Below are 25036 nucleotides of genomic sequence, written 5' to 3'. Positions count from 1 at the left end.
TTATGTTACTTCCAAGTATGCTTGTTGTAGAAAAGGCGATTGACCAAGTTGATGACAAGATGAAATATTTTGAAGGTAAATCTAGTGCCTTATTGTCGGACTTATCTCAATCACTTGCGGATATAGGCAACATTAAAGTAGAGGATATAAGTCCCTCCGCACCTTTACCAAAACCTGACGCTGCAGGGTATGCACCAATAGCAGGGATTGCTGCACCCGAATTAAACGCCGATACACCTGTTGCGCCAATTATAGATATTAATATTCAAAAGCCGCAGGAAATATCTGCTCTTGAATTTCAGGAATTGAATATTGATTTACCCGATGCTCCAATTTTTTCAGAGGATTTATCTACACCTGATTTTATTAATGCTTCATTGGTCCCTGAATTTGACACGGCAGTTAATTTACCAACAGCACCTACTTTTAATGTGCAAAATTTTGATGCAGGTGCCCTGCCAGATAAGATCAATTTAAGCGATTTAATAAAGGATTTAGATTTAAGCGATCTGGAATTGCCAGCAACACCAGAAGCGCCAATTTTAAATTTACCAACAGCACCAAGCATGGGTGTCATTTCGGCCCCATTAAGGCCTGAAATTAATGACGATATTGAAATGCCTGGCGCACCAACTATTGTCATTCCAGAAATGGATGCAATGGAAAAAATTCAATTGCCTGATTTCAAATATGAAGAAATTCCTGTATTTGAAGGCAGTCCACCTGAGTTTAATATAACAATTCCAGACAATATAGATGCTTTAATCTCTGATGCCAGTAATGTTGTGAAGCAAGATTATTATGCTTTTAACACTGAGAGTGCAATTAAGCCGTTGGTCCTGGAAATCCGTTCATGGCTAGATGGAAGTCATGCAGGTCTTGGTTTGCCCGCTGCAGTTGAGCAATCATTATTTAATCGGGCTAGAGAGCGCACAAGCCGAGAAACTGAACGATCAGTGCAAGAAGCTGTAACGGAGTGGGCAAGTCGTGGTTTTTCAATGCCACAAGGGATGTTGGCAAAGCAGGTCAGCGATATTCGTGATCAAGGTAAACTTGCTATTGGGGATTTAAACCGTGATATTTTAATTCAGTCTTTTGACAAACAACTTGAACATATCCGCTTCCTTACTGAGCAAGGCATGGCATTGGAAAAAATGAAGCAAGACATGTGGCTTGCTTATGTTTCTAATATGATGGAATTAGTTAAGTTCCAAATTGACAGTAAAATCAGTGTTCTAAATGCTCAAATTGGTATTTTTAACGCTCAAAATTCTGCATTTGAAAGTTTGATCACAGTTTATAAAACTAAAATTGATGCAACCATTTCACGAATCAGCGCTTACAAAGCAATGCTTGATGCGCAGGCGGTTATTGGGCAGATCAACCAACAAAAAGTTGATGTTTTTAAAGCCAAAATTGAAGCAGTTATGACCAATGTTGAGGTATATAAAGCACTGGTTCAAGGTGCTACTGCACGAGCTGGATTGATTGCGACTAAATTTGATGCATATAAATCTGAGGTTCAAGCATATTCCGAACAGATTGGGGCCGAAAAGCTTAAAGTTGAAGCTTACGATTCTCAAATTAAGGCTGAAACCTCCAAAGCATCCATGTATGAATCTCTTGCTCGTATGTATGCGGCAACTATAGATGGTGTATCTGCTAAAGCCAATGTTAAATCTAAGCAGATTGAACTCAACCTTGAAGCTGCACGTGTAAAAATATCTGAATATCAAGCAAATATTGAAGCGTACAAGGCTGAAATTGATGCAAAAATGGGTGTTGTTCAAAGCAATACATCAGCATTTAATTCACAAGTAGAATTATTTAAAGCACAAGCTGACGTTGAAACATCCAGAGTAAATACTCAAGCAAGCGTCATTGACTCAATATCGCGTACTAAAATTTCTTTTGCAGATGCACAAGCCAAATTTGCCGAAATGAGAATGCGTGTTGGTATCGCGAATAGTGAATCACTAGCTCGATTTGCTGATATGAAATCCAGAACAGCTATTGCCGTTGCTGATGCACATTCACGATATGCTGATTTGAGTTTGAGAACAACGATTGCTAATGCAGATGTGTATAACAATTACATTCAGTCTCAGAGTAGGGTCAGTATTTCTAATGCAGAAATGCAGGCAAGATATGCCGATATGCAATCACGCACCAACATTGCTTTTGCTGAAACACACGCACGCTATGCAGACATGAATTTACGTACTTCAATTGCCAACAGTGAAACACAAGCACGATATACGGATATGAATGTGCGTACGAATATTGCCTATGCAGAAATGCAAATGAAAGAGTATGAAGCCAAAATGCAAAATGCGATTCAAAAAGCTCAACTCGCATTAGAAGCTGCTAAGTCGGTAGGGCAATATACTGCTCAGTTGGCGGCTGGTGCTATGTCTGCTATGCACGTTTCCGCAAGTATTAGTGGTAGTGGTTCAAGTTCACTTAGTTATAGTGCAAGTGAGTCGGAGAGTACGAGTCACAATTACTCATACTAACCCTGTAAGGCTAACGCTTACAGCCTGTATTGATTAAATATACATGATATTTATATTGGAATAAGTGTCATGTACGGCTTAAAAAAACGTTCAAAGCAAGATGAAAATGGACTAATTCAAGGTGCAGGTACTGGCACATCCGACAGTATCAAAAAGAGTGTACCTGCAGGCAGTTATATTATGCCTGCCGACTCTACCCAGAAAATTGGTGTAAATAATTTAAAAAATCTTGGTAAACCCTCTACTGAAGTGAATGTATCCAATGGCGAATATTTGCTTCCACCAGAGCAGTTACAAGAAATAGGCGGGCAGTTTCTACAACGCTTAAAGCAGGCAACTCATACACCAACGGAAAAACCACAACTAGGATTTAAACCTGGGAAAAAAACTCCAGAATTGTTTTTTTCTGGTGGAACTGATGAAAATGGTGTTCCTGAGCTTTTAAAACGCCGTGAGCAAAACCCTATGATGAATCAAGGGATTGGAAATACTTTAAGTAATGGATTTGGAAAAGCATCTCCTCCACCTGATTCACTGCCAAACACTCAAGCTCAAACAGCCGCACCTCCAAAATCTAATGCCAATTTTGGACTTGGTGAGTTTGACTTGGGTCTTGAAATGCCTAAAGTCAATTTGGGGCAGATGAATCCTGCCAATACTTTTAGAGCTGCTTTTTCTACAGCAAATGAAGGCAAGCCAGCATCATTGGAACAACCTGCATCGGGTTTTGATTTGCTTAAACGCCGTGAGCCAAGTCAAAACCCGATGATGAACAATGGTATAAAAGATACTTTAAGTTCGAGATTCCCATCTAGTGCAGCACCAAAATCTCAAGCCTCATTAGTACCATCAACAACCAAGACAAAGCCTGCGGTTACCACAAATGCACCTGTGACCACCAATCTTGAAAGTAATAATCAGGAGCAGCCAAAAGTAGATATGTTTGACTTAAATCAAGCATCGGTTAATCCAACACAAACCCAAGAAAACCCTTATGCCATTCAGCAAAAAGGCAATGCTTTTAGTTATGCAAACCCAAGTGCGGCTGCTCAAGCACGTGCAAATGGTGTACCTGAAACACTTGGTCTAGGTTTTAAAGTCAATTCAGCAGGCGACCCTGCAGGGGTGAAAAACTTATTAGCAAATACCCGTGAAATGGTGGCAAGCAACGAGCAAATAAACCGAGCTTTGGCGCAACGTGAACTAAATATGGGCATGCAAGGATATGCAGGCATTGCTAAGCAGCCAGAGCGCCCCGTAATGTCGGATGAAGAGAAAGCAAATCGTGCATATCTAGCAAATCAGATTAAGTCAGCAATTGACCCGAAATTTGGGCCTACAGCTAAACAAGCTGAAGTGTTACTTCGTTTGTCTAATAACGACCCTGATGCAGCAGATTTATACAAAACGGATGCCGATAATGCTGCAGCTTTACAGCGTGAAGCAATGGGGCAAACTGGTCAAAACTACCGTGCTGAATTGGGTGAGCAAGGGGAAAATAACCGCTTTAACTCTAACCTAAACTTTGAAGCACAGAAATTTAATGCGACTAATAACTTGGCGAATCGTCAGTTTAGTGAAGAACAGTTGAATAATATGCCCGCAAGAATGAAGCAGGCTTATGAACTCAATTTACTTAAAGCCTATGATGCCGCTAAAACTCCAGAAGAAAAACAATCTATTGCTGAGAAATATAATTTTGCGACTGGACGTGCTGAGCAGCAACAGAAACGAAGTTTAAAAGCTGTGTATGGTGGTCAAACACTGACAGATCAGGGGGCAATTCGTAATCCTGATATTCTTATAGATGAAGGCACAGGACAGCGAATTGACTATGATTCACCGTCGCAACGGCAGCAAAACACACCTCAAGTTGGGGCAGTCGTTAATGGATACAAGTATAAAGGTGGAGATATAAATAAGCCTGAATCGTGGGAGAAAGCTTAATATGCCAATGAAAAAAATGGAAACAACAAGCCACCCTAGATAGGGTGGCTTTTTAATTATCTGTTTGCCAAATATCGACCCACTCTTAATAAGTCGCTGCCGTATAAGTAGTCCAGCACACCATCGAAACGCTTTGTAAATTCAACAACATTCATTGGATAGTAACCTTTGGTTAATGGCTGAACACTTAAAACACCATCATCTCGCACGCTAATAAACCAAGAATGATAATGGCCACCGTTGTATTCATTATTAATCTGTTGAGCAACTTGAATCACTTCTGGGGGATATGGAAGGGCTTTAATTTCCTGTTTTTCAGGTTTAGCCTTTAACTGCATTGTTTCTAAAAAGTGAACACTTTCAGGAAAATGAATTGCTAGTAGCTCCGCATAGCGTGGAATTTTGAAATGGCGATTGTGACGACTCCACATTTCTGCAAATATTTTACGTTCACCACCAGAACGACGTGCAACGATTTCATGTAGTAAAGCTTGCTGTTCTGGTGAGATGGATTGGCGACTTTCAATCTGTTGATTTAAAACTTCATGATCTAGGATATCCAACACCCATTTACGGAATTGCTTTGCGATTGCTGTTCTTGAAAGCATAGCTATCAAGTGACAACCGCGCAAAGAAAACACCCTAACCTCACGAGCTTGACCCTGTAACGTCAATTTGACGTTACGAGCCATACTTACTGTGAACTCATCTGAATTGCGCTCAAAAATCTTATTAACAGCATCTTCACGCGAGTAACCCAGAGCCTGCCCAAGCTCACGTGAAGCAATCCAGATTTGCCCATCCTGTTGTACAGGCGAAAAATTTACTTCGTTAAAACTTAATGCTAAACTAGTCATACGTTTATATCCTTTGTGATAGCAACAAAACCTTGTTTAATCTTGGCGGATGGCAAGGTTTTTTTGTGCCTGTTGATTTCATGCTTTCGCACTCTCTTGTTGTTTCTGCTCTCTTAGCCAGTCCTCAACAATTTTATTGAGTTGAGCAGTCAAAGATCGGCGATTCTTGATAGCTTGGATTTTCAATTCTTCTACTATCTCTTGTGGCATACGCACATTTACTTGTTGATCATTTCTAACCATTAACTTTCCTATTTATGTTAGCGTTTTAATAACATAGCAAAACATTAACATTGATGTCAACACATTTTGTTAGCATAATGCTAATTTTGCTCAATAGAGATAAACTGATGACTGAAGATACGCAGTTTAATTTACGTTTACTTAAGTCGATAAAAGATGACATTGCTAAAGCGGCAAAGAAAAATGGGCGATCTATAAATAGTGAAGCTGCATTTAGATTACAAAAAACACTAGAGCAAGATGAATTTATGTCTTCTTCGAATGGTTGTGCTGAAATTATTGATGCTGTACTTGAAGCGGAATCGAATTCAAATGAATTGCAAACAAGATTAGATAATATTGGAGTTTCAGAATCTGTTGATAGCTCGATATTTACTTCCCGCATACTGAAGAAGTTAGAAGCGATTGAAAAAAAATTAGATGAAAAAGATAAATAAAGCCGACTCGTGTCGGCTTTATCTTGATTGCTTTAATTACACTGCATTTGCCCACCAATGCTTTGGCACGAACCACCAGTGGTTGGGAAATATGTATCACCTGCACCACGGTTGTATCGTGTGCCATCTGAACCCCAACATCCTGCACCATCACAGTTGGTTATTGTGGATGGTTGACGTTGTGGCATAGGTGCGGAATATGAATTGCTAGAAGTTGAGTAATCATCATAGTTTGATCTTGGGCTGGAATAGCTGTCAGTATTTTGATAATAATCGTTTGAAGTTCGAGAGCTTGTATCTTCTGTAGAGTGTGTACGATAAACGTACTTGTCGCTATTGCTGTCATCGTATGAATGATAATTGTAAGAAGGATTTTTTGTATAGGAATAGGTTGGTGTAGTTGCTAAATTATTATTCTGCATTTCTTGCTGATATGGTGTGGTTATCTCATTATTCCAGCCAGTTTGTTCTTGGGGGTGATTTGCTGATTTGGCAGCACTCCAATCCATTTCCCAAGGCTTTGGCTGTGCATCCTCTGCTGCTAATTCTTGATCAGTTTTACCATAAAATGGTCTTAACATTGGCTCTGTTTCTTGTTGAGCATTCTCTGCCAAATGATTTGGCTTTGAAGATTTTGGAGCAAAAGAAAAAAATGCAACAAGGACGATAGTAAACGCTAATAAAAAGAATATTAGACCATGCTTATTTTGAGTTTTCATATCCCCACCAAAAACTAATAATTATATGAAATTACGATAGTTTATTTTTTCGACAGTATCAATACTCCCCTGTAGGGTTAGCACTCATTCTTTCAGTAAAAATAAAGTTGATGTGCAGGCTAGACCGTACATCGAAAGAAATGTGTATCTATCAACCGTCCACATTTTTGCCTGTCATCTTTTTTGAGGAAAACCAGTTCACTGCCATATAGGCAGCTTAGAAACAGAGGGGGTACGCAGATTGTGCGTACCCTTTGTTGACTGCCGTATGGGATGGGGTTAGATGGGTTCAACAGTAAATATAAAGCCATTTTTACTGGTAGTTTCATGACTATATGATGGGCAACTTAAGTCGATATATTGATATTAAGGAGCTTTCATGAAAAAGTTTTAAACGAAAATTACGATGAAGGTACAGATATCATTTTAATTGGGTAATTTTGTGGGTAATATATACGTTATAAATTGGGTAATCTTGTGAAAAACTATGAGTAAATATGAAAAACTAACAAACCAACCTCTAGTTGTTGTGTTGGCAGAATTCCGTTTCTCAAGCATTCTACAAATGGAAAGTTACATCCCTGCATTTCAGAATTTTTTGAGACAAGATTTTCCTCTTTTTTCTACAACAGAACAACAAGAAATGATAATTGAGCAACAAGGTATACGTGTAAATAGCTCAACTGGGTGGGTGTTTCTGTCAAGTAATAAAAAACGAGCAATAATGCTTGATAAAAGTCGATTAGTCGTTCTTAGTAGTGAGTATGAACGATTTCCTAATTTTTGGAATGATTGTAAAAAAGCTCTCGATTTCTTAATTCAGGAAGTTAAACCAACACTCCTATTGAGAGTAGGATTACGTTATTCGGATGCTATTATTCAAAAAAATAAAGAAGAACCTATTGAATCATATGTTCAATCGGTAGTTTGCGAAGCAGGGAGCATTAATGGCGTTGGAGATCAAGTTCATAGGATTAATGAAACTGTTTATAAAACACCAGCAGGCATTATTGCAATTAGAAGTTTGTATGGAATACTAAATTTGCCTGTATGGCAAGATTTAGTGGAATCTCCGATTACTTTTCATAAGGAAACAGGATTTAGTAAAAGAATTTTATTAGATTTTGATCATTATTGGCAGCCTGAAGTGGAAACTCAATTATTTGAGCTAGACTTCATTTCTAATAAAATGGAAGAGTTACACTCAATTACTAGAAATGCTTTTTGGGAAATTACGACTAGTCAAGGTCGGGAGGCTTGGAAATAATGGATTTTGCAGCTCTCACAGTATCCACAATACTTAATGTTGGGTCTTTAAGTAATCATTCAGGTTCTGGGTTTGTTCAACATGTTGTATCAGAACCTAATCATTATTCAACTGGTAGTATTTCGCCTAATTTTGCATGGTTAGCCGAACATTCAAGAACGGGCCAAAAATATACAATTCTTAATAAACAAACAACAATCCTTGAGCAAAATCTTGAATTCATTAAATCTACTTTTTCTTTAACAGAGGAAGAATTAGCTAAAAGTATTGGTGTTACAAGGAAAACTTTACTAAATTGGAAAAAGTACGAATCCGAACCAAATAAGGAAAAAACTCAAAAAATGTTTGAGTTATACCTTCTTGCAAAGAATTGGAAAAGTGCACAATTTCCTACAGACAATATTAAATTAAATAGTCCTGTACTAGATGGTAAGACTGTTAAAGACCTACTACAGGATTCAAATAGTGATAGCGAAAAAATATTATTCGCTGGCAATCGTTTAATGCATCAATCTATTGGTGAAACTGATTTAATTTGAGGTTTGAATTGTGCGACATTGGATGGAAGAAAGTGGTTGGTTGCAAGGTTGTATTGTTAAGCCTGAAGATGTCGCTCATTTATTAAATTTAGCTGGTAAATCAGAGTTATTTGCCGATGATGTTTTATTGATCGTTGCATCAGGTTCGTGTGATGTGGCAAATAGTTCAGATTTAGTGATTGAATTTTCTATTGCACGATATGTAGATAAAGACCCTAGTTTTGGTAATTTTTGCTTTAACAAAAACCCTAGAAAATTGAATTGCACTCTAGAATCTTTACAGGGAAATAAGTATGTCACTTTAATTGCTTTTGAAAAAATTTGTATAATTAAAGACGATATTCCTGAAGGAATTTTACCAAACCTGGAAATTCAATTCACTCAAGAGGAATTAAATTTCTATATTGATTGGTTAGCATCTAGATACAAACGCCCTGCGTTTCCAACAGAGTTTGATCGTCGAGTAGACGCTGCTTGGAAAAAAGACAAGCGTAAAAAAGCTGTATCAAAGGTAAGTAACAACTTAATCGGAATATATGCAAAAGTTTATCCTGACAAGGAAATTGCAGATGGTGAAAATTATTTTGTTGATTTATTGGCTTTAGTTGTACCAAATTTAGAAGATGAAGACTTAAAAGCTATTGATTCCATAACCGATAAGTATAAAGAGGCATTAATAGAGGCTAAGATGAATGTGGGAGAGACAAAAACTGTGACAGAGTTTCAGGTTTCTGTTGGTACATTAAAGCAATATAAGAGATTTAATTTAGATGAATTATCATATAAAAATGATGATCCATTACCTCCAGAAATTTCGATGAATTAAGAGAGTTATATTTTACACGTTATATAAACTAGTAACACATTTTTCATTATCCCCTGTAAGGTTCGACCAAATTCTAAATAAAAACCATGATAGACGCATAAAATTAGGAGTGCGTCATGTCTGAGAAAAAACCTTGGGAAATGGATTGGGGTAATACTAAACAAGAACAAAACCCTGCCAGCAATTCTAATGTAAAGCCGTGGGAGATGAATTGGGGTAAACAAGAACCTCAAAAACAAGAAGAACAAGACAACCCGTTGGCACGCGGCTGGAATAAAGCAAAAAACAGCATGGCTATTTCTACTGATCTTGCTACTGGTGATACAGCATCAGCAGCGCAAAAGGTCAAAGAAGCAGATGATTATGCAAAAGCTAATCCAGGCTCCAAAGAGGGTCAGGTTCTCATGAATGCATGGGAGCGAGGAGATGGGATTACTGGAGGTATTTCAGAAGTTGTAGGGCAGATTAAAAAAAATGCTGAAAATTCTGACGGGTTTATTGGAGGTGTTCGTTCTGTAGCTAAAGATGTTAAAGCGATGGGTTCTGGTCTACTTGAACAAACACCCAATATGATTGCACCCATGACAGGTATGGCAGCGGGTGCAAAAGGTGGTGCGCTTGCGGGTGGGGCAATTGGAGCTGCTTTTGGCGGTGCGGGTGCAGCACCTGGTGCTGCAATTGGTGGTGTAGTCGGGATGATTGGCGGTGGAGCTGCAGGCAACACAGCGATTGAGGGTGGCTATCATTTACTTGATTCGATACAAAAAGCTGGAATTAATCCTCAGGATACAAAAGCAGTTCAGGCATTTATTGAAAAGAATGGCGATCAACTTTTTGATGAAGCTGCGGTCAAGGGTCTTGTTTTGGGTGCGGTTGATGCTGCAACTTGGAAGATTGGACGTTTTCTTTTAGATGCACCCGCAAAGGCTGCGACTACTCGAGCTTTGGCTGACATGGGGGTAGATACAGCAGACAATGCTGCGGTGAAAGCAGCAATGAATAGCAATGATTTTGCTAAACGTATTGCAGCAGACACAACATATCAATCATCATTGAAAGGCATAGGTAACGCAGCACGAAATACGGCAGCCTTTGCAACAGAACCTTTAGGGGAGTTTACAGGGGAGTATGTTGGCTCAGGGGTTGCGTATGGCGATTGGGACACAAAAAACGCAGCATTAGAAGCGATTAGCTCACTCGGTCAATCCGGTGTTATGTATAGCGGGCAGAAAGCCTTTCAATACTTAACAAAACCTAAAAGTGCGGTGGATGAGAAACAAGCAGCGAATATTCAGGGTGAGCAAGCTCAAACAGAACAACAAAATAATTCTCAAATTCAATATGACAATGGACTTGATTTCACATCTACTAATGTTAATCAAGCTGAACAGAATGGAACGCCACAGCAACAAACTACCTATGATAATCAAGTAGATTTTGAATCGACTACAAGCACACCAGCTTCAGATACATGGACAGTGGGTGGTGAACAACAACAAAATACTGATTATGGTAATACGATTGATTTCGAGCATCCTGCTCTAAGTACGGAAATTCAAACATCATCTATTCCCGACTATGTATTTCCAACTCAAGAACAAACCCCTTCTCAACAAATGGGGATTAATCCCAATGATGGTCCTATGTCATCTGCAGCGGCTTTAGCTGTAGATAGTGGAGTGACATCAACAGGATTATTAACTTACTCAGCTGAGCAGGAAGATGGTCAGCAATTAAGTTCTGTACCTACAAATTACCGTACTTTTTTGGGTGAAAGCCAACAGGCTACGACGCAACCTGATTTATTGAGTTCTTTACAATCTCAGGAAAATAGCAAAGATGATGCGGCTAGCAATAATACAAACACAGCCACAGCACCTGAAATTGAGACCGAAAAACTTGATTTAAATACACGTATTCAAGAGGCCCAACAAAAGTTTGATGCAGAAACAAGCGTGGCCCAAAAAGCCCAATTAAGACGTGAGTTAACCAACTTAAATAGTGAGTTAAATCGAGTTGAAATGCTTCAGCTGAATGAGCAGAAAAAGCAGCAAATTGACATTTCAGCAAATGAAGCTGCAACTAGTTCTGGTAATAATTTACCAGCACCTACACAAGCACAAATTGAAGCAGGCAATTATAAAAAAGGCCACATTAAGGTTCATGGTTTAGATATTGCTATTGAAAGTCCGCGTGGCTCCACACGTAGTGGTAAAAACCCTGATGGTAGTGACTGGTCGCACACGATGAGTGACCATTATGGTTATATCAAAAAAACCAAAGGGGCAGACCAAGAACAGTTAGATGTGTATGTAGGCAAGAACCCTGAATCAGAACGTGTCTTTATCGTTGATCAATTAAATCAAGATAATGATCAATTTGATGAGCATAAAATTATGCTTGGGTATCAAAGCCTAGAAGAGGCTGAGCAAGCGTATAAATCTAACTTTGATCCAGGATGGAAAGTTGGTCCTATTCGTTCATTATCAAAAGATGAGTTTAAAAGCTGGTTAGATAATGATGACACCGTGCGTCCAGTCAGTGAAAAAGTTCAGCCTAAATCAGATCGTATTGCTGATAAAAAGGAAGTTGTGACTACAGCAACTGGACGTTCATTTGAGGTTCAGCATAAGTTAGTGGAAGCTACTGATTTAATCACATCAAATAATCCTAATGGACAAATTAATCCTAATTATCCTCAAGAGTTACAACCAAGAGACCGTACTCGCGCTGCGTCACAAATGCAAATTACGGAAATTGCGTATCAGTTAAATCCATTATTGCTTGGTGAAAACCCGAACGCTTCTGATGGAGCACCAATTGTTTCAGTGGAAAACATTGTTGAAAGTGGTAATGGTCGTTCTATGGCGATTACTAAGGCATATATGGAAGGTAAGGCAGAGCATTATCGACAGTGGTTGAAAGAGCAGGGTTATAACACTGATGGTATGACAGCGCCTGTATTGGTACGTGAGCGTATTACACCAATGACTTCTGCAGAACGCATTGCTTATACAGGTGAGGCGAACCAACGCTCCACACTTGAGTTGAGCGATACTGAACAGGCGAAATCCGATGCTGCAAAATTAGGTTCTATTTTGCATCAATTTTATGGTGGGGAAATTGACTCTGCACAGAATAGAAACTTTGTTAAATCCTATGTCAATGGAATTGCATCATCGAATGAGCGAGGCAGTTTATTAGGTGCAGATGGTGTTTTGACCCAAAAAGGTTTACGTCGTATTCAAGCATCCTTGGTTGCACGTGCCTACGGTGATCAAACTTTGATTTCTGATTTGTTTGAAAGTTCTGACAGTAATATTAAGGCGATTGGTGGTGCCTTAATGGATGTTTCAGGGTTCTGGGCAAATATGCTTGAAATGGTTGATCAGGGTGTCATTTCAAAAGATGTAGATATTACGGCCAACTTGTTGGAAGCTGTAAACCTTATCAAAAAGGCACGTAGAGAAGGTCGATCTGTTTTTGATTTAATGAATCAAAGTGATATTTTTTCAGGTGAAATTGATCAAGTTACACAAGACTTTCTGAGAATCTTTTATTCAGGTGATAAACTGACTCGTGCAAGAAGCCGTGAGAAAGTTGCCACTGCACTTAAATACTATATTGATAATGCACTTTCCACTAAATCAGGTGTCAACTTGTTTGGTGAGAATGACCCTACTGGCGCAGAAATTTTAAGGACTACACATGAACAAGTCAGACGACAAGAAACCGAAAAGCAACAAGACATCTTCACTAGCCCGCAATCTAATGAACCAGACGCTGGCACAGCTGGCGGTGGACGATCAGGACGAGGAACTAGCCCAAGAAGTGAAGCAGCGCAAGAACAACCAGAATCCTCAAAAGTCTTAAAGAAAACAGCGCCAACATCTGAAAAAGAAACAATTCAAGATTTTGGTGAAAAAATTGGTGGTGCTCGTAAAGATACTTCAGTGAAGACTGGCCCCAAAACCTCTAGCACTACTACAAAGGACAATCGTCCAACTTGGGCCAAGCGATTTGAGATTACTGAAATTGCTGCCTCAAGTAATCCAAATGAAGTTGGTAAATGGATTATCACGGATACAAGAAAAAAGGATTGGAAGGGGAATGCCAAGCAACTAGGCAAACAATTTTTTGATTCTCAAAAAGATGCTGAACTTGCACTACCAATTCTAGCTGTAGCTCAAAAGCACCGTGTGTGGGCTGCTGGAAAAGATAGCTTTTCTATCTATCGTGAAATTAGTGATCGGAAGCGCGTTAAAGTTGTCGAACAAGAATTTCAAACACGTGAAGATGCTATGAAATATATGGCAATCCATGCGATTGAAATTCTAGAAACCAATACAACTTTTGGGGAAATTGATCTTCCTCGACCTGAAAATACGGTAAGAAAAGGACTAGATCGCCGTAAAGGTGATGCTAAAGATGCCGATTTTATTCGTGTGTTTGGTTTCCGTGGTGTTGAATTTGGGAACTGGAATAATCAGGCAGAACGCCAAGAGCTATTAAATGATGCCTTTGATGGTCTCATGGACTTGACTGAGATTTTAAATATCCCACCCGCAGCAATTAGCCTAAATGGGGAACTCGCTTTAGCGTTTGGTGCCAGAGGGCAAGGATTAAGTGGTGCAAAGGCGCACTATGAACCCGAACGTGCTGTGATTAACTTGACCAAATTGAATGGCGCAGGTTCATTAGCTCATGAATGGTGGCATGCATTAGATCACTATTTTGGTCGACAAGATGGCAAAGCCCCATCTGAATGGGTAACGAACGCGGATGGCAGTCGATCATTAAAGATTGCAAAACACTTTGAAGATATGAGCGTCACTTCTGGATTCTCTTATAAATCAAATGTTCGTGAAGATGTGCAAGAAGCCTATAAACAATTGGTACAGACAATTTTTAGAAAATCTGAAAACTATATTGAAGATACTGTTAAGGTTGAAAGCTTCGTTAGTTCTGCGAGAAACAACTTAAAAGATCAATTAGATAAGTTACGTGCTGATCTTAATCGTGAGCTTGATCCCAAATATTACAAGCGCTTTAACAAAGCGGCCTCAGCTGAACAGTTGGCTGAGTTTGACACTGTTGCTGAGTTATTGCTCACAGGTACCGCACTCGCTACGGAAATGCGTCATAGCAATAACAAGAATAGTCGAAATATATTTAGTGGCGCACGTTGGTCTAATGATGCCCTAGATAAATTGAGTGTGATTTATAAATCTGTCCGTGGTAGATCAGGGTTTAATGCTGAACAAAAGGGTGTATTAGACCGATTACGTCAATACATGAATACATATGCCCAACGCCTCAAACTATTGGCAGAAGCTCAAAATGGTACAGAGAAAGCGAAAATGATACCAACGGATTTTGCTATGAATGCAAAAGAGTTAGATCAGGGACGCGGTACAGATTATTGGATTACAACTCCTGAAATGACAGCACGCGCATTCCAAGGGTATGTAGAAGATAAAATTTCAGAAAATAGTGGTTATAGTCCGTTTCTGAATTTTGGTCCTGAAAGTGCAGCAATCTTTACACCATGGGGTTTTAAGCGACCATTTCCTACTGGTGCAGAACGTAAAGCGATAAATGAAAAATTTGATACTTTGGTGAAGTCTTTAAAGACAGAACAAACAGAATCAGGAACCAAACTATATAGCCGTAATAAATTAAAACCAGATGATGAGCGTGTTGGCACATCACCAATGAGTACTACATTTAAGCCATTATCTGTGGTTAGTGGTACCCGACGTGTCCTTTCTATTCTTCAGCATCTCAAATTGTCCGCTACACAAGATGCGTCGGTTAGTGGAAGAATTACGATCAAGGGTATCGGTAGTCGGGCTTTTAATGTTCAGGTCATTTCTAGCTTTGATGGACTTCCTGCGGAAATACAAAAAGATGCAACCTACCAAGATGAGAATGGCAATACACAAAATTATGATGTAAGCGGTGTTTGGCATAATGGCACGCTCTATGTAGTTGCCGATCAAGTGTATGGAGATAGCGGAAAACAGCTTACTACATTTGATGCGTATGAGGAATTGTTAGTACACGAAATCATCGGCCATTTTGGTATTCAGCAGATATTCGGCAACCAATATAAGACTAAGCTACAGCAGTTGTTTAATGCGCTTGGTGGTATCGACGGCATTCGTAAAATTGCTAAAGATAATGGCGTGGATATGCAGCAATATGAAGGTGCCTATATCCAACCTTATACTCAGGCTGCCAAAGAGGAAATTTATACTGAAGCTGACGTGCAGCAAGCCTTAGTTGGTGAGTTGTTTGCTTTTATTGCTCAAAATGCAAAGTCTCAACCTTTTTTGAGACAAAAATTAAAAGAAGTCGTTGGATATATACGTCAATGGTTCCGTGAACGTGGCTTTAATAATTTCCTTTCACGCTATAACGATAGCGATTTGATGATGTTTCTTGCTGAAGCACGTAAAGCCGTTGTTGATAAACGATATTTTGGTAAGTATGAAAGCAGCACAATATCGAAAAATAACAACGATAAATTATTTAGTCGTAGGGAATCTACAAATCGTACCGATACATCGGCAAAACAGGTGCGGGATAAGCTTATTGAGCGTTTTGGTGCCAGTACAATAAATCAATTAGAAAAGCAGGGAAAATTAAATATCCTGGATACTTATTCCGAAGCAGGTATCGAAGGGTTTTACGAGAAAGGCCAAGTCACCTTAATTGCCGATGCTTTAACGGATGAAACTATTGTTCCAACATTCCTGCATGAGTTGGGTGGTCATGGTGGTTTTCAGAATATGATGACACCAAAACAGTATCAGGATTTAATGCGTCAGTTTGATCGGCTAATTTCCCAGAACAATCCAATCGCTTTAGAGGCAAAGCGTCTTGCAGAACGTGAAACGAACTCAGATATTCAGCAACTAGAAATGCTGCCATACCTTTTAACTTTGGCATCTAATACACAAGTTAAAAATGCAATTCACAAAGGGAATGTTAAACGTCTGATTGATGAGCTTATCTCTCAAGTTAAAGCTTGGCTTTATGACCGTTTAGGGGTGAATTTGAACCTTAGCCCGAATGATATAGTTGCTTTAGCAGAGAGAATGATTGGTAAAGCAGCAAATAGTAATCAGGGTTCTCAACGCTTATATAGCCGCAGCACAAATTATAATGATATTACTAATCGCATTACGGATGGTTTAAAGCAATTACCAAAGGTTGAAAGTTTGATTAACAACAAGAAGGTTGATTGGTTACCACTAGGTTTGCAATTTTTGAGTCGTAGACATTTAACTGAAATCTATCACAAAATTTTACCACCATTAACTAAGTACAATGAATTAGCAGCACAAATGGATGCTGATAAAAATGATATTGCTGCTGAGGCGGATAATATTGTACGTGAGTGGTCTAAATTAAAGGATGAAGAAGCTTTAGCAAATGTAATGCATGATGCAACTTTAGCTCAAATTGACCCTGCTAAACCATACCAACAGGGCGATAATAAAGTTAAATATCAACAATTACTTCATGCGTATAATAATTTATCCCCTGAAGCTCAAGCAATGTATAAAAAGGCTCGAAATGCCTATAGTGGGCATTATGCCAAAGTTCGTGAAGCGATTAGAGAACGCATTTTACGCTCAAGTTTAAGTAATCAGAAAAAAACTGATCTGTTAAAGAAAATTGAAGGTTCCTTTGGTCAAATTAAAGGTGTGTATTTCCCGCTGTCACGTTTTGGGCGTTATGTGATTGTAGTGCGAAATAAAAATGGTGATGCGGTAAGTGTGAGTCGGGCTGAAACGATGGGAGAAGCCAACTCTGTACGTGCTGATTTAATCAAGCAATACCCATTGTTTAAAGTTGAAGATGTGAAGCAGGATAAAGAATTCAATGCTGCCGAAGATGGTGTTAGCCGTGGCTTTATGTCTAGCTTATTTGAGGAGGTTGGTAACTTAGGTTTAGATGCTAAGGCGCAAGCTGATTTTGAAGATACGTTGAGTCAATTGTATTTAAGCTCTTTACCGGATTTATCTTGGGCAAAACATGGCATTCACCGTAAAGGTACAGCGGGATTTAGTAATGATGCTAGACGTGCTTTTGCGCAAAATATGTTTAGTGGTGCAAATTATCTTGGCAAATTGCGCTATGGTGATCAATTGGCTGAGCAACTTAGTGAAATGCAGAAACATGCTGATGAACAGTTTAAAAATGTTGCTGGATATGATCAGCGATCAGCCCAAAGTGTTATCGAAGAAATGAAGAAGCGCCACGAAAATTTGATGAATCCTAAAGGGCATCCATTATCAAGTTTTCTTACTAGCGTTGGCTTTATGTATTACTTGGGTTTATCACCTGCAGCTGCAATTGTGAACTTGTCACAAACTGCATTAATTGCATATCCATTAATGGGTGCTAAATGGAATTACGATAAAGCAGGCAAAGAGTTACTGAAAGCATCACGAGATTTTGCCAAGGGTGTTGAGTTTAAGGTTCCTGATTTTTCTAGCCTAGCGAGTTTTAAAGATAGTATTGGCGATGTTTATAGTCCCAATATTGACAAAATTATCAAAGGACTAGAGCTAGATGCTTACAATGAAGCCGTAAAGCGTGGTGTTATTGATGTTACGCAGGCTCATGACTTAGCAGGTATTGCTCAAGGTGAAGACAGTAAAGTGATGTGGTATTTCCGACCAGCAATGCGCTTAGCAAGTGGTATGTTTCACCATGCTGAAAGATTTAACCGTGAAGTGACTTTCATCGCTGCGTATCGTTTAGCTAGCCAATCTGGGGTTGGTCACACTGAAGCATTCGAGCAAGCTATGGATATGGTTTACAGAGGGCACTTTGATTATTCGGCAGGGAATAGAGCGCGTTTTATGCAGGGTAATGTTGCTAAAGTACTGCTTTTGTTTAAGCAGTATGCACAAAATATGCTGTATACCTTAGTTCGCCATGCTCACCAGTCTTTATATGCACTTGAACCTGCTGATAGAAAAGAAGCACAACGTGCTTTGGCAGGTATTTTGGGGATGCACGCTCTAGCTGCAGGTGCGATTGGGTTGCCAATTACAGGTATGTTAGCAACAGCATCTGTCTTAATTGCGAAGAAGAGTAAACTTGGAGCCGCTGCTTTTGGAGCTGCTGCATTAGCTGCATTCTTCGGTTCGGCTGATGGCGATGATGAAGACCCTTATGAATTGGAAAATGTAATTCGTAACTGGTTGGCAGATATTCACCCTAAGTTTGCGGATTTAGTGTTTGGTGGCGTTCCTCGTGCATTCAGTCCAGTGGATTTATCTGGTCGAGTTGGTTTAAACAACCTGATTATTCCTGATGTGCAGGAAGGGCTTGAAGGCGCAGATTGGGCAACTGCAATGCAATCTGCATTACTTGGGCCAGTCGTTGGAATTAGCACAAGCACAGTAAAAGGTTTGCAGCAAATTCAAGATGGTGACTATGGTCGTGGCATAGAAACCATGTTACCTGTTGTGTTGAAAAATGCGATGAAGTCTTATCGTTACGGTACCGATGGTGTACTTACTAAGAACAATGATGTGATTCACCCTGAGGATGTGACAGGGGTTGAGTTGTTTTCTCAAGCAATTGGTTTTTCACCTGCATCTGTCCGAACTTCCTATGAGGGGCGTTCTGCAATCTATCAGTACAAAAATCAGCTAACAGATCATCGTCGTGGGCTTATGCATAAATGGGTTGTTGCTAGGCAGAATAATGATAGTGATGCAATGAATAAAGCTTGGGCTGAGATTTTAGAGTTTAATGCAAAAGTCAGTGAAAAAAATCCAAGTATGCGTATTAATCGTATAAACTTAATGCAGAGCTATAAGTCCACTGAGCGAAGAGCGAAAGATACTGGTGATGGTGGGGTTTACCTTTCTAAACGAGAGAAGGGCGCTGAAGACCAAGGTAGCTTTGCTTTTAATCGGCTATAAGAAAAGCCACCTTTGTCGGGTGGCTTGATATCTTTGAAAAGTTTATTTGTTGCAGTATATGAAATAGTTTTGCATATGCTGCAAAAACGATTAAAATATTAAAACAAGCGAATTTTAGACAGGTAGTCTGATGGTAGCTCCAATTCCAAAGACTAAAGCAACTGAATTACTCGAAGAACTCTCTAGATTTGATGAGTTGCACTTAGTTATGTCTGAATTTCGTAAGAATAAATATTTAATTGATATAAGAAAATTATTAGAAACCAATGTTGATGTCGCTCAACTGTGGATTTGCAAGGGATTTGTTCATTCTCGAGCTGGTGAGCCGAAAGAAATGTACGATGCTTTTCAAAATGCTCAAAAGTTAGGGGCGATAGACCCAGACTCTATGTTTAATCAAGCCACACAATACGTGCTCTATGGTCTTTTTGATGAAGCAATTCGTGCAATCAGCTTAACTAAAAACACAATAGCGCAAGAACAACTTGAGAGAATTGCATTATCAACATTTGCTTATGATAAAATTGAAAAGCAAGAGTTGATGGCTGAAACTCGTGAAAAACTTCAAATAAGAAAAAACAGACTAAATGATTTAAGCATTGATATTAATCAAGCTGCTCAATTTGTTGACATTTTTTTTAACTTTTTACGTGAACAAAATATTAGATTCGGATTGGTACGTCATACTATTTTTGATGATGAAGAGTACTATCTTCACTTTGAAGCTGTAGCTGATCTTGAGTTAACTCAAGATATTTTAAATAAATTTGATCAGTATATTGCTGAGCATCCAGAGTTTTATGATATTAATTCAAAAATTAATATCATCTTAACTCCAGTTTCTTCTATTTGGCATAATTTTGCGGCTTAAAATGAGTTTTAAACCACTTCAAAGACTAAATTATGCACAAGATTTAAATGCATCTGGAATGACGGACGAATTACATTTTAGATGTGTTGTTCATCAAGCCTATTATGCTGCTTTGAATCAACTGCAATATGAAATAGATAACAGATTATTTTTTCCAGTAGATGGTGATGATCGTATTAGGCATTCGCATAAAGCGCTTATTGATGCTTGCGATAACCAAACGCGAAATTTATGTACAGGTGATGGTCGGAAAAAATTACTGATGACTGTCGTAAATAATATGCGCAGAGCCAAAAGAATGCGCGAAGTTGCAGATTATAATATTGCAACCAATGTTGATAATGTGAGTGCGCAAACCACCCTAAGATTTGTTCAAGAAATTTTTAATTGTCTCGAGCAATATGAGTAACAGTAAGCCACATTGCAGTTATTAGTGAGCTTGTTGGTGGTGGTTACAAATGGTCAAATAATTTAAATTCATCTGCTGAAAAGACTACAGGCATTACGAATGAATAAACTTGAGCAACGAATTCAAAAAATGGCATCTGGTGATAGAGCTTGGATTGGGCATGGCTATGATGTAAACGAAATGCAAAGTATTCATCATTTTTTACTTTGTCTTGAAAGTAATGAGGTGATACAAATTTTAAGTGTTCACCGGGAATCTACATCTGCTCATAGGTTAGTGGATGCCGTTAGAATTGAGAAATTGTAGAAATTTTTTCTTCTAAGAAGCCACCCTACGAAGGGTGGCTTCTTCAATTATCTGTTTGCTAAATAAAACTAAAAAGTGAGTTATTTTTATGATTATATTTTTAAGAATTATTAGGGCCTTTCTCGGTCTTATTGCTTTGTTGATGCCTTTTACATGTTATGGTTTTATTAATAGTTTAGGCGGTTTTTCAAATGTAATTAATAAGTTTGATGCATTTATTGATTCAGGACTTGCCATGACTTTTTTTAGTTATGTCTGTATTGGAATATTTTGTTTCGTCATTTTTTTACTGCTAGGCAGGCTAATAAATAAATTATATTTAAAACAAAATGGGGTGGTGCATCCAACTTTATCTAAAAAATTTTGGGCACTTTGATCCCTCTACATAGATCTATCTAAAATTACGATAGTATCCCCCTGTAAGCCTATGGAAATTGTTCCATTTAATAAAAACTCTACGCAATGCGTGGAGTTTTTTTGGAGTGGGGGATGCAAGAGAATACATGGCCTTGGGTGATTAAAGTTGTACCTGCGGTAGTCGGTGCAATTTTAGCGCTAGTGCTCAGTGGTGACATAGACAAAGACGGAAAAATCCAAGTGTCTTTGAGCGTTATAGGTAAGTTTTTAGCAAGTGTTACAGTAAGTTTATACGGAGGCTCAGCCTTTATTGAGCACTTCGAGTTATTAGCAAAATCTACGATGTATCAGGGTTTTGTTATGCTCATTTTTGCAGTATTTGGGTTGCTTGCAATCGGTATTATTTATCAATCATTTGCTTTATTACACGGTAAACCTTTATCTGAAGTAATTGCAGAAGTTAAGTCTGCATTTATTGCGATTATTAGTGCAGGCAAGGGTGGTGGAAAATGAATAAGATGCAAATCAAAAAGCTGCAGAAAATAGTCGGTGTTGCAGATGATGGCATCATTGGTCGTGGCACATTAACTGCAGTATTTAGAAAACTGGGGGCTTCACAAAGTCGTGCTGAAGAGCTCGGTCTTGCTGCTAATGTTCATCTACGCAACTTTGGCATCTTAGATAACTCACTTCGCTTCACGCACTTCTTTGCACAGTTAGCACATGAATCTGGAAACTTCCAATACATGGAAGAAATAGCTTCAGGATCTGCATATGAAGGACGTGCTGATTTAGGTAATACACGGGCTGGTGATGGCAAGCGATTTAAAGGACGCGGACCGATTCAGCTCACTGGCCGCGCAAACTATCGTAAGTATGGACAACAACTAGGCATCGACTTTGAAAATAATCCTGAAATTGTAGCAATCCCAAGCATCGGGTTGATGGTCGCTTGCAAGTTCTGGGCTGACAATGGACTTAATTCGTTAGCAGATCAAGATGATGTAAGGGCTGTGACACGTCGTATCAATGGTGGTTATAACGGTTTTGAAGATCGTAAATCACACTTAGCAAAGCTGAAAAGTTGGGTGTGATAAAAAGCCCGCTGATGCGGGCTGCACATAATTTAGGCACCTAATTTTGTTTTTTGCCATTCATTTTTAATAATAATTTTGGTGTCTCTAGAGATATTATTTATGTGACGTGAGATATTAGTTTTCAATTGCAACACTTTTTCCTCGTCTTGATAAAAAAGTTTATCAGGTTTTAGGTTAGCATTACAAAATAGCATTAGATCATCTTTTAATTGATTGAGTGTATCTTGTAAATTCTTTTGTGGGGTCTTTTCTAGATTTAAGAACAACTCAACTTTTACAATTATTGATGAAACTTGCTGATATGAGGAGATAAAAATACTAAAATCTTCTGTTAAGTTATTTTGAGTATGATTTACTTGTAGTGTTGCCCTAAGATTATGAATTATATTTGTTGATTTAGAAATAATTTCTGAGATATCAGTTCTCAAAGTATTAATCCAATCTTGTCTATTTTTTGATGTTAATACAGAAAGCTCTTTTTCTTTATTGTGCTTAAGAGCATTGTTTTGCAATAGTTCTTGACTCTCTATTAGTTTTTCATTTGATTTAGTAACAATTTTAATAGTCACATAGGCGGAAATAATTGCTGTAAGAATAGAGACAGTAATGGTTACACTTAGCGCAAAATAATCAGTTATAGGATCAACCTTAAGCTGTATGGGGTGATTGGGGTCTATGTTTTGTATTTGCAGCGATTGGTTTTTTGGTATTTGATTAGTAATCTGAATAGTTGGTGATAGCTTTTCATTTTGTGACTCAGATGCATTGTTCATGATTTGATTTCTCCCCATATTTCTTTCAATGTATTCTTAATTTCGCAAAGTGTGCTGTTCATTAAATTTAATCATAAATTTAAGAATATCTGTGTCTTATGCTGCGGTCTACAAAAATTAAGAAAAACATTTTTTAAAAGTTTGTAGACTGTTGAACTGCAATCAAGGGCAAACTCATGCAATGAAAGTCGACGCATAAAAGTCGGCTTTTTTATTTGCATCGTTTAAATACGACTAGCTTTTTTAAGCATGTTTGGCATTGCTTAAAATGTCAGAATTGCTAGTATATTCAACGCTTTCAAACATAGTTTTGCATTTATTTTGCATTTATTTTGCAAGGCAAAAAATAAGTTTATTTAATTCAATAGTTTACGCTCGGAAATTTTCAATGCTCTCAATTTATTTAACAGATGTTCAGCAACACGTGCAATTTAAAGATTACCCGGGTGAGCAGCCTGTTAAATTTATCTTGAATTTTAAAAAGATTTTTCCAAGTGTAATGGAGCTTTTACTACCTGTATTGCCTGAAAATGAAAGTCTGGAAGAAATGACGTGGGAATCAACCACTGCAGATTTAGAGTTATTTAAATTGCTGCTCAGTGGGTGGGGCGTGATTGAATTACGTTTAAATGCGCTCAGTCAGTTCAAGGGCAAGACATTTGCAGATCAGTTAGTGAAACAAGCCCAACAAAAACGTAAAGATTTCGCCAAAGCACAACAACAATTACAAACTGTGGAGCTAGATTACTTATTTATGCATGAAACACATGCCTTAATTGATGCTGAATTGGTAGAAGTAGGTGAAAAGTTCTATTTGCCAATTTTGCGTGATTTATGGAAAGGCAAAGTATCTACAAAAGTATTGGAAGCGAAGTTTTAAGAACAAACCCATATTAAAAAGCTGTCTCGGCGGCTTTTATTTTTTATAGAATCATACAAGACGATTAGCAACCACTTGCAAATTCAAGATTAATTCAAAATAGCCTAAGTAAAGATTTTAGAAATTTCCTCTCTTAAGAAATAATGCCTTGAATTTTCATGTAAATCTTTATGCCAATACATCCCCATATTAATTACAGGCAAGTCTACAGGCACATCAAAAATATTCAATTTTTGGCTCATATTCAAATGCTTTAAAATCATTTTAGGAATAGTTAGTATGGCTTGAGGATGCTGCTGTAAAATCTGTAACGCCGTAGAATAGTGCTGACAACGTAAAAAAACCTGCCGTGATAATTGCTTTTGATGCAAATAAATATCTTCTAGCAACATACCAGTACGCCGTGATGAAACCCCAATATGTGCAGAAGATAAATAAAGTGCAGTCGTCATTTCATTTAATTGGCTACAGACCACAAATTGGTCTTGAACTAAGGATTGAAACTGAATTTTATCGCCAAAGTTTTGTTCTAAATCAATTACAAAATCAATTTGTTGTGTTGCTAAATCTGCCAAAACCGTTTTACGCTCTAATTTGTGGCTCAGAAATTGAATATCTAGATTCAACTTTTGAAAATGCGCCACCAATTTAGGAAAAATAATCGGTTCAATTTCATCATGTACTGCAATTTTGAGCGATTGCAACATATTCGGCTCAAATTGCTGTTTCTGTACCACAATACTTTGAATCGCCAACAGGGCATTTTTAATCGTCGGATAAATTTGCTCGGCAAAAGGCGTAGGCAACATTTTATTGCCACTTCGTACCAGTAAATCATCTTGTAAATGTTGTCTTAAACGCTGCAAAGCGTGACTGGCAGCAGATTGGCTAATACACAAAATTTGTGCAGCTTTGGAAATACTACGCTGCTCATAAATTGCAACAAACATCGGGTATAAATTGATGTCTAAACGATGAAAAACGGTAAGATCAAATTTTGCATTGTTATGAACATGATTCATAGTGTTTTATTTAATTA

At 38.2% G+C, this 25036-nt stretch carries 19 protein-coding genes; 14 read left to right on the top strand and 5 right to left on the bottom strand.

Annotated elements, in window-relative coordinates; genetic code table 11:
- Positions 1 to 2 precede the first annotated feature (2 nt).
- Both LZP46_RS07550 and LZP46_RS07545 read left to right on the top strand, forming a co-directional pair.
- On the top strand, positions 3 to 2516 hold the full coding sequence (locus tag LZP46_RS07550; RefSeq protein ID WP_236093431.1) for a hypothetical protein: 2514 nt from the start codon (positions 3 to 5) through the stop codon (positions 2514 to 2516).
- Positions 2517 to 2585: 69 nt separating this feature from the next.
- The gene (locus LZP46_RS07545; protein WP_236093430.1) at positions 2586 to 4463 is read left to right on the top strand and encodes a hypothetical protein; all 1878 of its coding nucleotides are present in this window, start codon (positions 2586 to 2588) and stop codon (positions 4461 to 4463) included.
- A 56-nt stretch (positions 4464 to 4519) separates the two neighbouring features.
- Here the strand turns inward: LZP46_RS07545 and LZP46_RS07540 are convergent, their stop codons facing one another.
- Entirely contained in the window at positions 4520 to 5320 is an 801-nt protein-coding gene (locus LZP46_RS07540; RefSeq protein WP_236093429.1) for a BRO-N domain-containing protein, read from the bottom strand.
- 78 nt (positions 5321 to 5398) lie between these two features.
- Positions 5399 to 5563 (bottom strand): Arc family DNA-binding protein, encoded by a 165-nt coding sequence (locus LZP46_RS07535; RefSeq protein ID WP_236093428.1) that lies wholly within the window; start codon positions 5561 to 5563, stop codon positions 5399 to 5401.
- Between the two features lie 107 nt (positions 5564 to 5670).
- Between LZP46_RS07535 and LZP46_RS07530 the strand changes: the two genes are divergently transcribed.
- A complete protein-coding gene (locus tag LZP46_RS07530) occupies positions 5671 to 6000 on the top strand; it encodes an Arc family DNA-binding protein (protein WP_178866665.1) in 330 nt (109 codons plus the stop codon).
- 32 nt (positions 6001 to 6032) lie between these two features.
- Here the strand turns inward: LZP46_RS07530 and LZP46_RS07525 are convergent, their stop codons facing one another.
- Complete coding sequence (locus LZP46_RS07525; RefSeq protein ID WP_236093427.1) at positions 6033 to 6719, bottom strand: hypothetical protein; 687 nt, start codon at positions 6717 to 6719, stop codon at positions 6033 to 6035.
- Between the two features lie 487 nt (positions 6720 to 7206).
- On the opposite strand from LZP46_RS07525, the gene LZP46_RS07520 reads away from it, so the two are divergent.
- From LZP46_RS07520 to LZP46_RS07475, 10 genes are all read left to right on the top strand, one after another.
- A complete protein-coding gene (locus LZP46_RS07520; RefSeq protein ID WP_236093426.1) occupies positions 7207 to 7986 on the top strand; it encodes a TIGR04255 family protein in 780 nt (259 codons plus the stop codon).
- On the top strand, positions 7986 to 8525 hold the full coding sequence (locus LZP46_RS07515; RefSeq protein ID WP_236093425.1) for a hypothetical protein: 540 nt from the start codon (positions 7986 to 7988) through the stop codon (positions 8523 to 8525). The genes LZP46_RS07520 and LZP46_RS07515 overlap by 1 nt, the downstream gene beginning before the upstream one ends.
- Positions 8526 to 8547: 22 nt before the next feature.
- Positions 8548 to 9351, top strand: a complete 804-nt coding sequence (locus tag LZP46_RS07510) for a hypothetical protein (protein ID WP_236093424.1) — start codon at positions 8548 to 8550, stop codon at positions 9349 to 9351.
- A 116-nt stretch (positions 9352 to 9467) separates the two neighbouring features.
- A complete protein-coding gene (locus LZP46_RS07505) occupies positions 9468 to 19304 on the top strand; it encodes a PLxRFG domain-containing protein (protein ID WP_236093423.1) in 9837 nt (3278 codons plus the stop codon).
- A 130-nt stretch (positions 19305 to 19434) separates the two neighbouring features.
- Positions 19435 to 20175, top strand: coding sequence for a hypothetical protein (locus tag LZP46_RS07500; RefSeq protein ID WP_178866662.1), 741 nt, complete (start codon positions 19435 to 19437; stop codon positions 20173 to 20175).
- Position 20176: 1 nt separating this feature from the next.
- Positions 20177 to 20584 carry a hypothetical protein gene (locus LZP46_RS07495; protein WP_178866661.1) on the top strand — a complete coding sequence of 136 codons (408 nt, stop codon included), beginning with the start codon at positions 20177 to 20179 and terminating at the stop codon, positions 20582 to 20584.
- 99 nt (positions 20585 to 20683) lie between these two features.
- Complete coding sequence (locus LZP46_RS07490) at positions 20684 to 20890, top strand: hypothetical protein (RefSeq protein ID WP_178866660.1); 207 nt, start codon at positions 20684 to 20686, stop codon at positions 20888 to 20890.
- 88 nt (positions 20891 to 20978) lie between these two features.
- Positions 20979 to 21266 (top strand): hypothetical protein, encoded by a 288-nt coding sequence (locus tag LZP46_RS07485; protein ID WP_236093422.1) that lies wholly within the window; start codon positions 20979 to 20981, stop codon positions 21264 to 21266.
- Between the two features lie 113 nt (positions 21267 to 21379).
- On the top strand, positions 21380 to 21760 hold the full coding sequence (locus LZP46_RS07480; RefSeq protein WP_178866657.1) for a hypothetical protein: 381 nt from the start codon (positions 21380 to 21382) through the stop codon (positions 21758 to 21760).
- Positions 21757 to 22341, top strand: coding sequence for a glycoside hydrolase family 19 protein (locus tag LZP46_RS07475; RefSeq protein ID WP_442863494.1), 585 nt, complete (start codon positions 21757 to 21759; stop codon positions 22339 to 22341). The genes LZP46_RS07480 and LZP46_RS07475 overlap by 4 nt, the downstream gene beginning before the upstream one ends.
- 32 nt (positions 22342 to 22373) lie before the next feature.
- Here LZP46_RS07475 and LZP46_RS07470 read toward each other — a convergent pair whose 3' ends face one another.
- Positions 22374 to 23117 carry a hypothetical protein gene (locus LZP46_RS07470; RefSeq protein WP_236093421.1) on the bottom strand — a complete coding sequence of 248 codons (744 nt, stop codon included), beginning with the start codon at positions 23115 to 23117 and terminating at the stop codon, positions 22374 to 22376.
- Between the two features lie 388 nt (positions 23118 to 23505).
- On the opposite strand from LZP46_RS07470, the gene LZP46_RS07465 reads away from it, so the two are divergent.
- Positions 23506 to 23997, top strand: a complete 492-nt coding sequence (locus LZP46_RS07465) for a hypothetical protein (protein WP_236093420.1) — start codon at positions 23506 to 23508, stop codon at positions 23995 to 23997.
- Between the two features lie 104 nt (positions 23998 to 24101).
- Here LZP46_RS07465 and LZP46_RS07460 read toward each other — a convergent pair whose 3' ends face one another.
- Positions 24102 to 25019, bottom strand: a complete 918-nt coding sequence (locus LZP46_RS07460) for a LysR family transcriptional regulator (RefSeq protein ID WP_236093419.1) — start codon at positions 25017 to 25019, stop codon at positions 24102 to 24104.
- Between the last annotated feature and the right edge of the window lie 17 nt (positions 25020 to 25036).

Origin of the sequence: Acinetobacter sp. SCLZS86 (genome assembly GCF_021560715.1) — a bacterium.
GTDB classification, from domain to species: domain Bacteria; phylum Pseudomonadota; class Gammaproteobacteria; order Pseudomonadales; family Moraxellaceae; genus Acinetobacter; species Acinetobacter towneri_A.
Note: the sequence above shows the minus strand (reverse complement) of the source record. Positions and strands in the feature narration are given on the sequence as shown.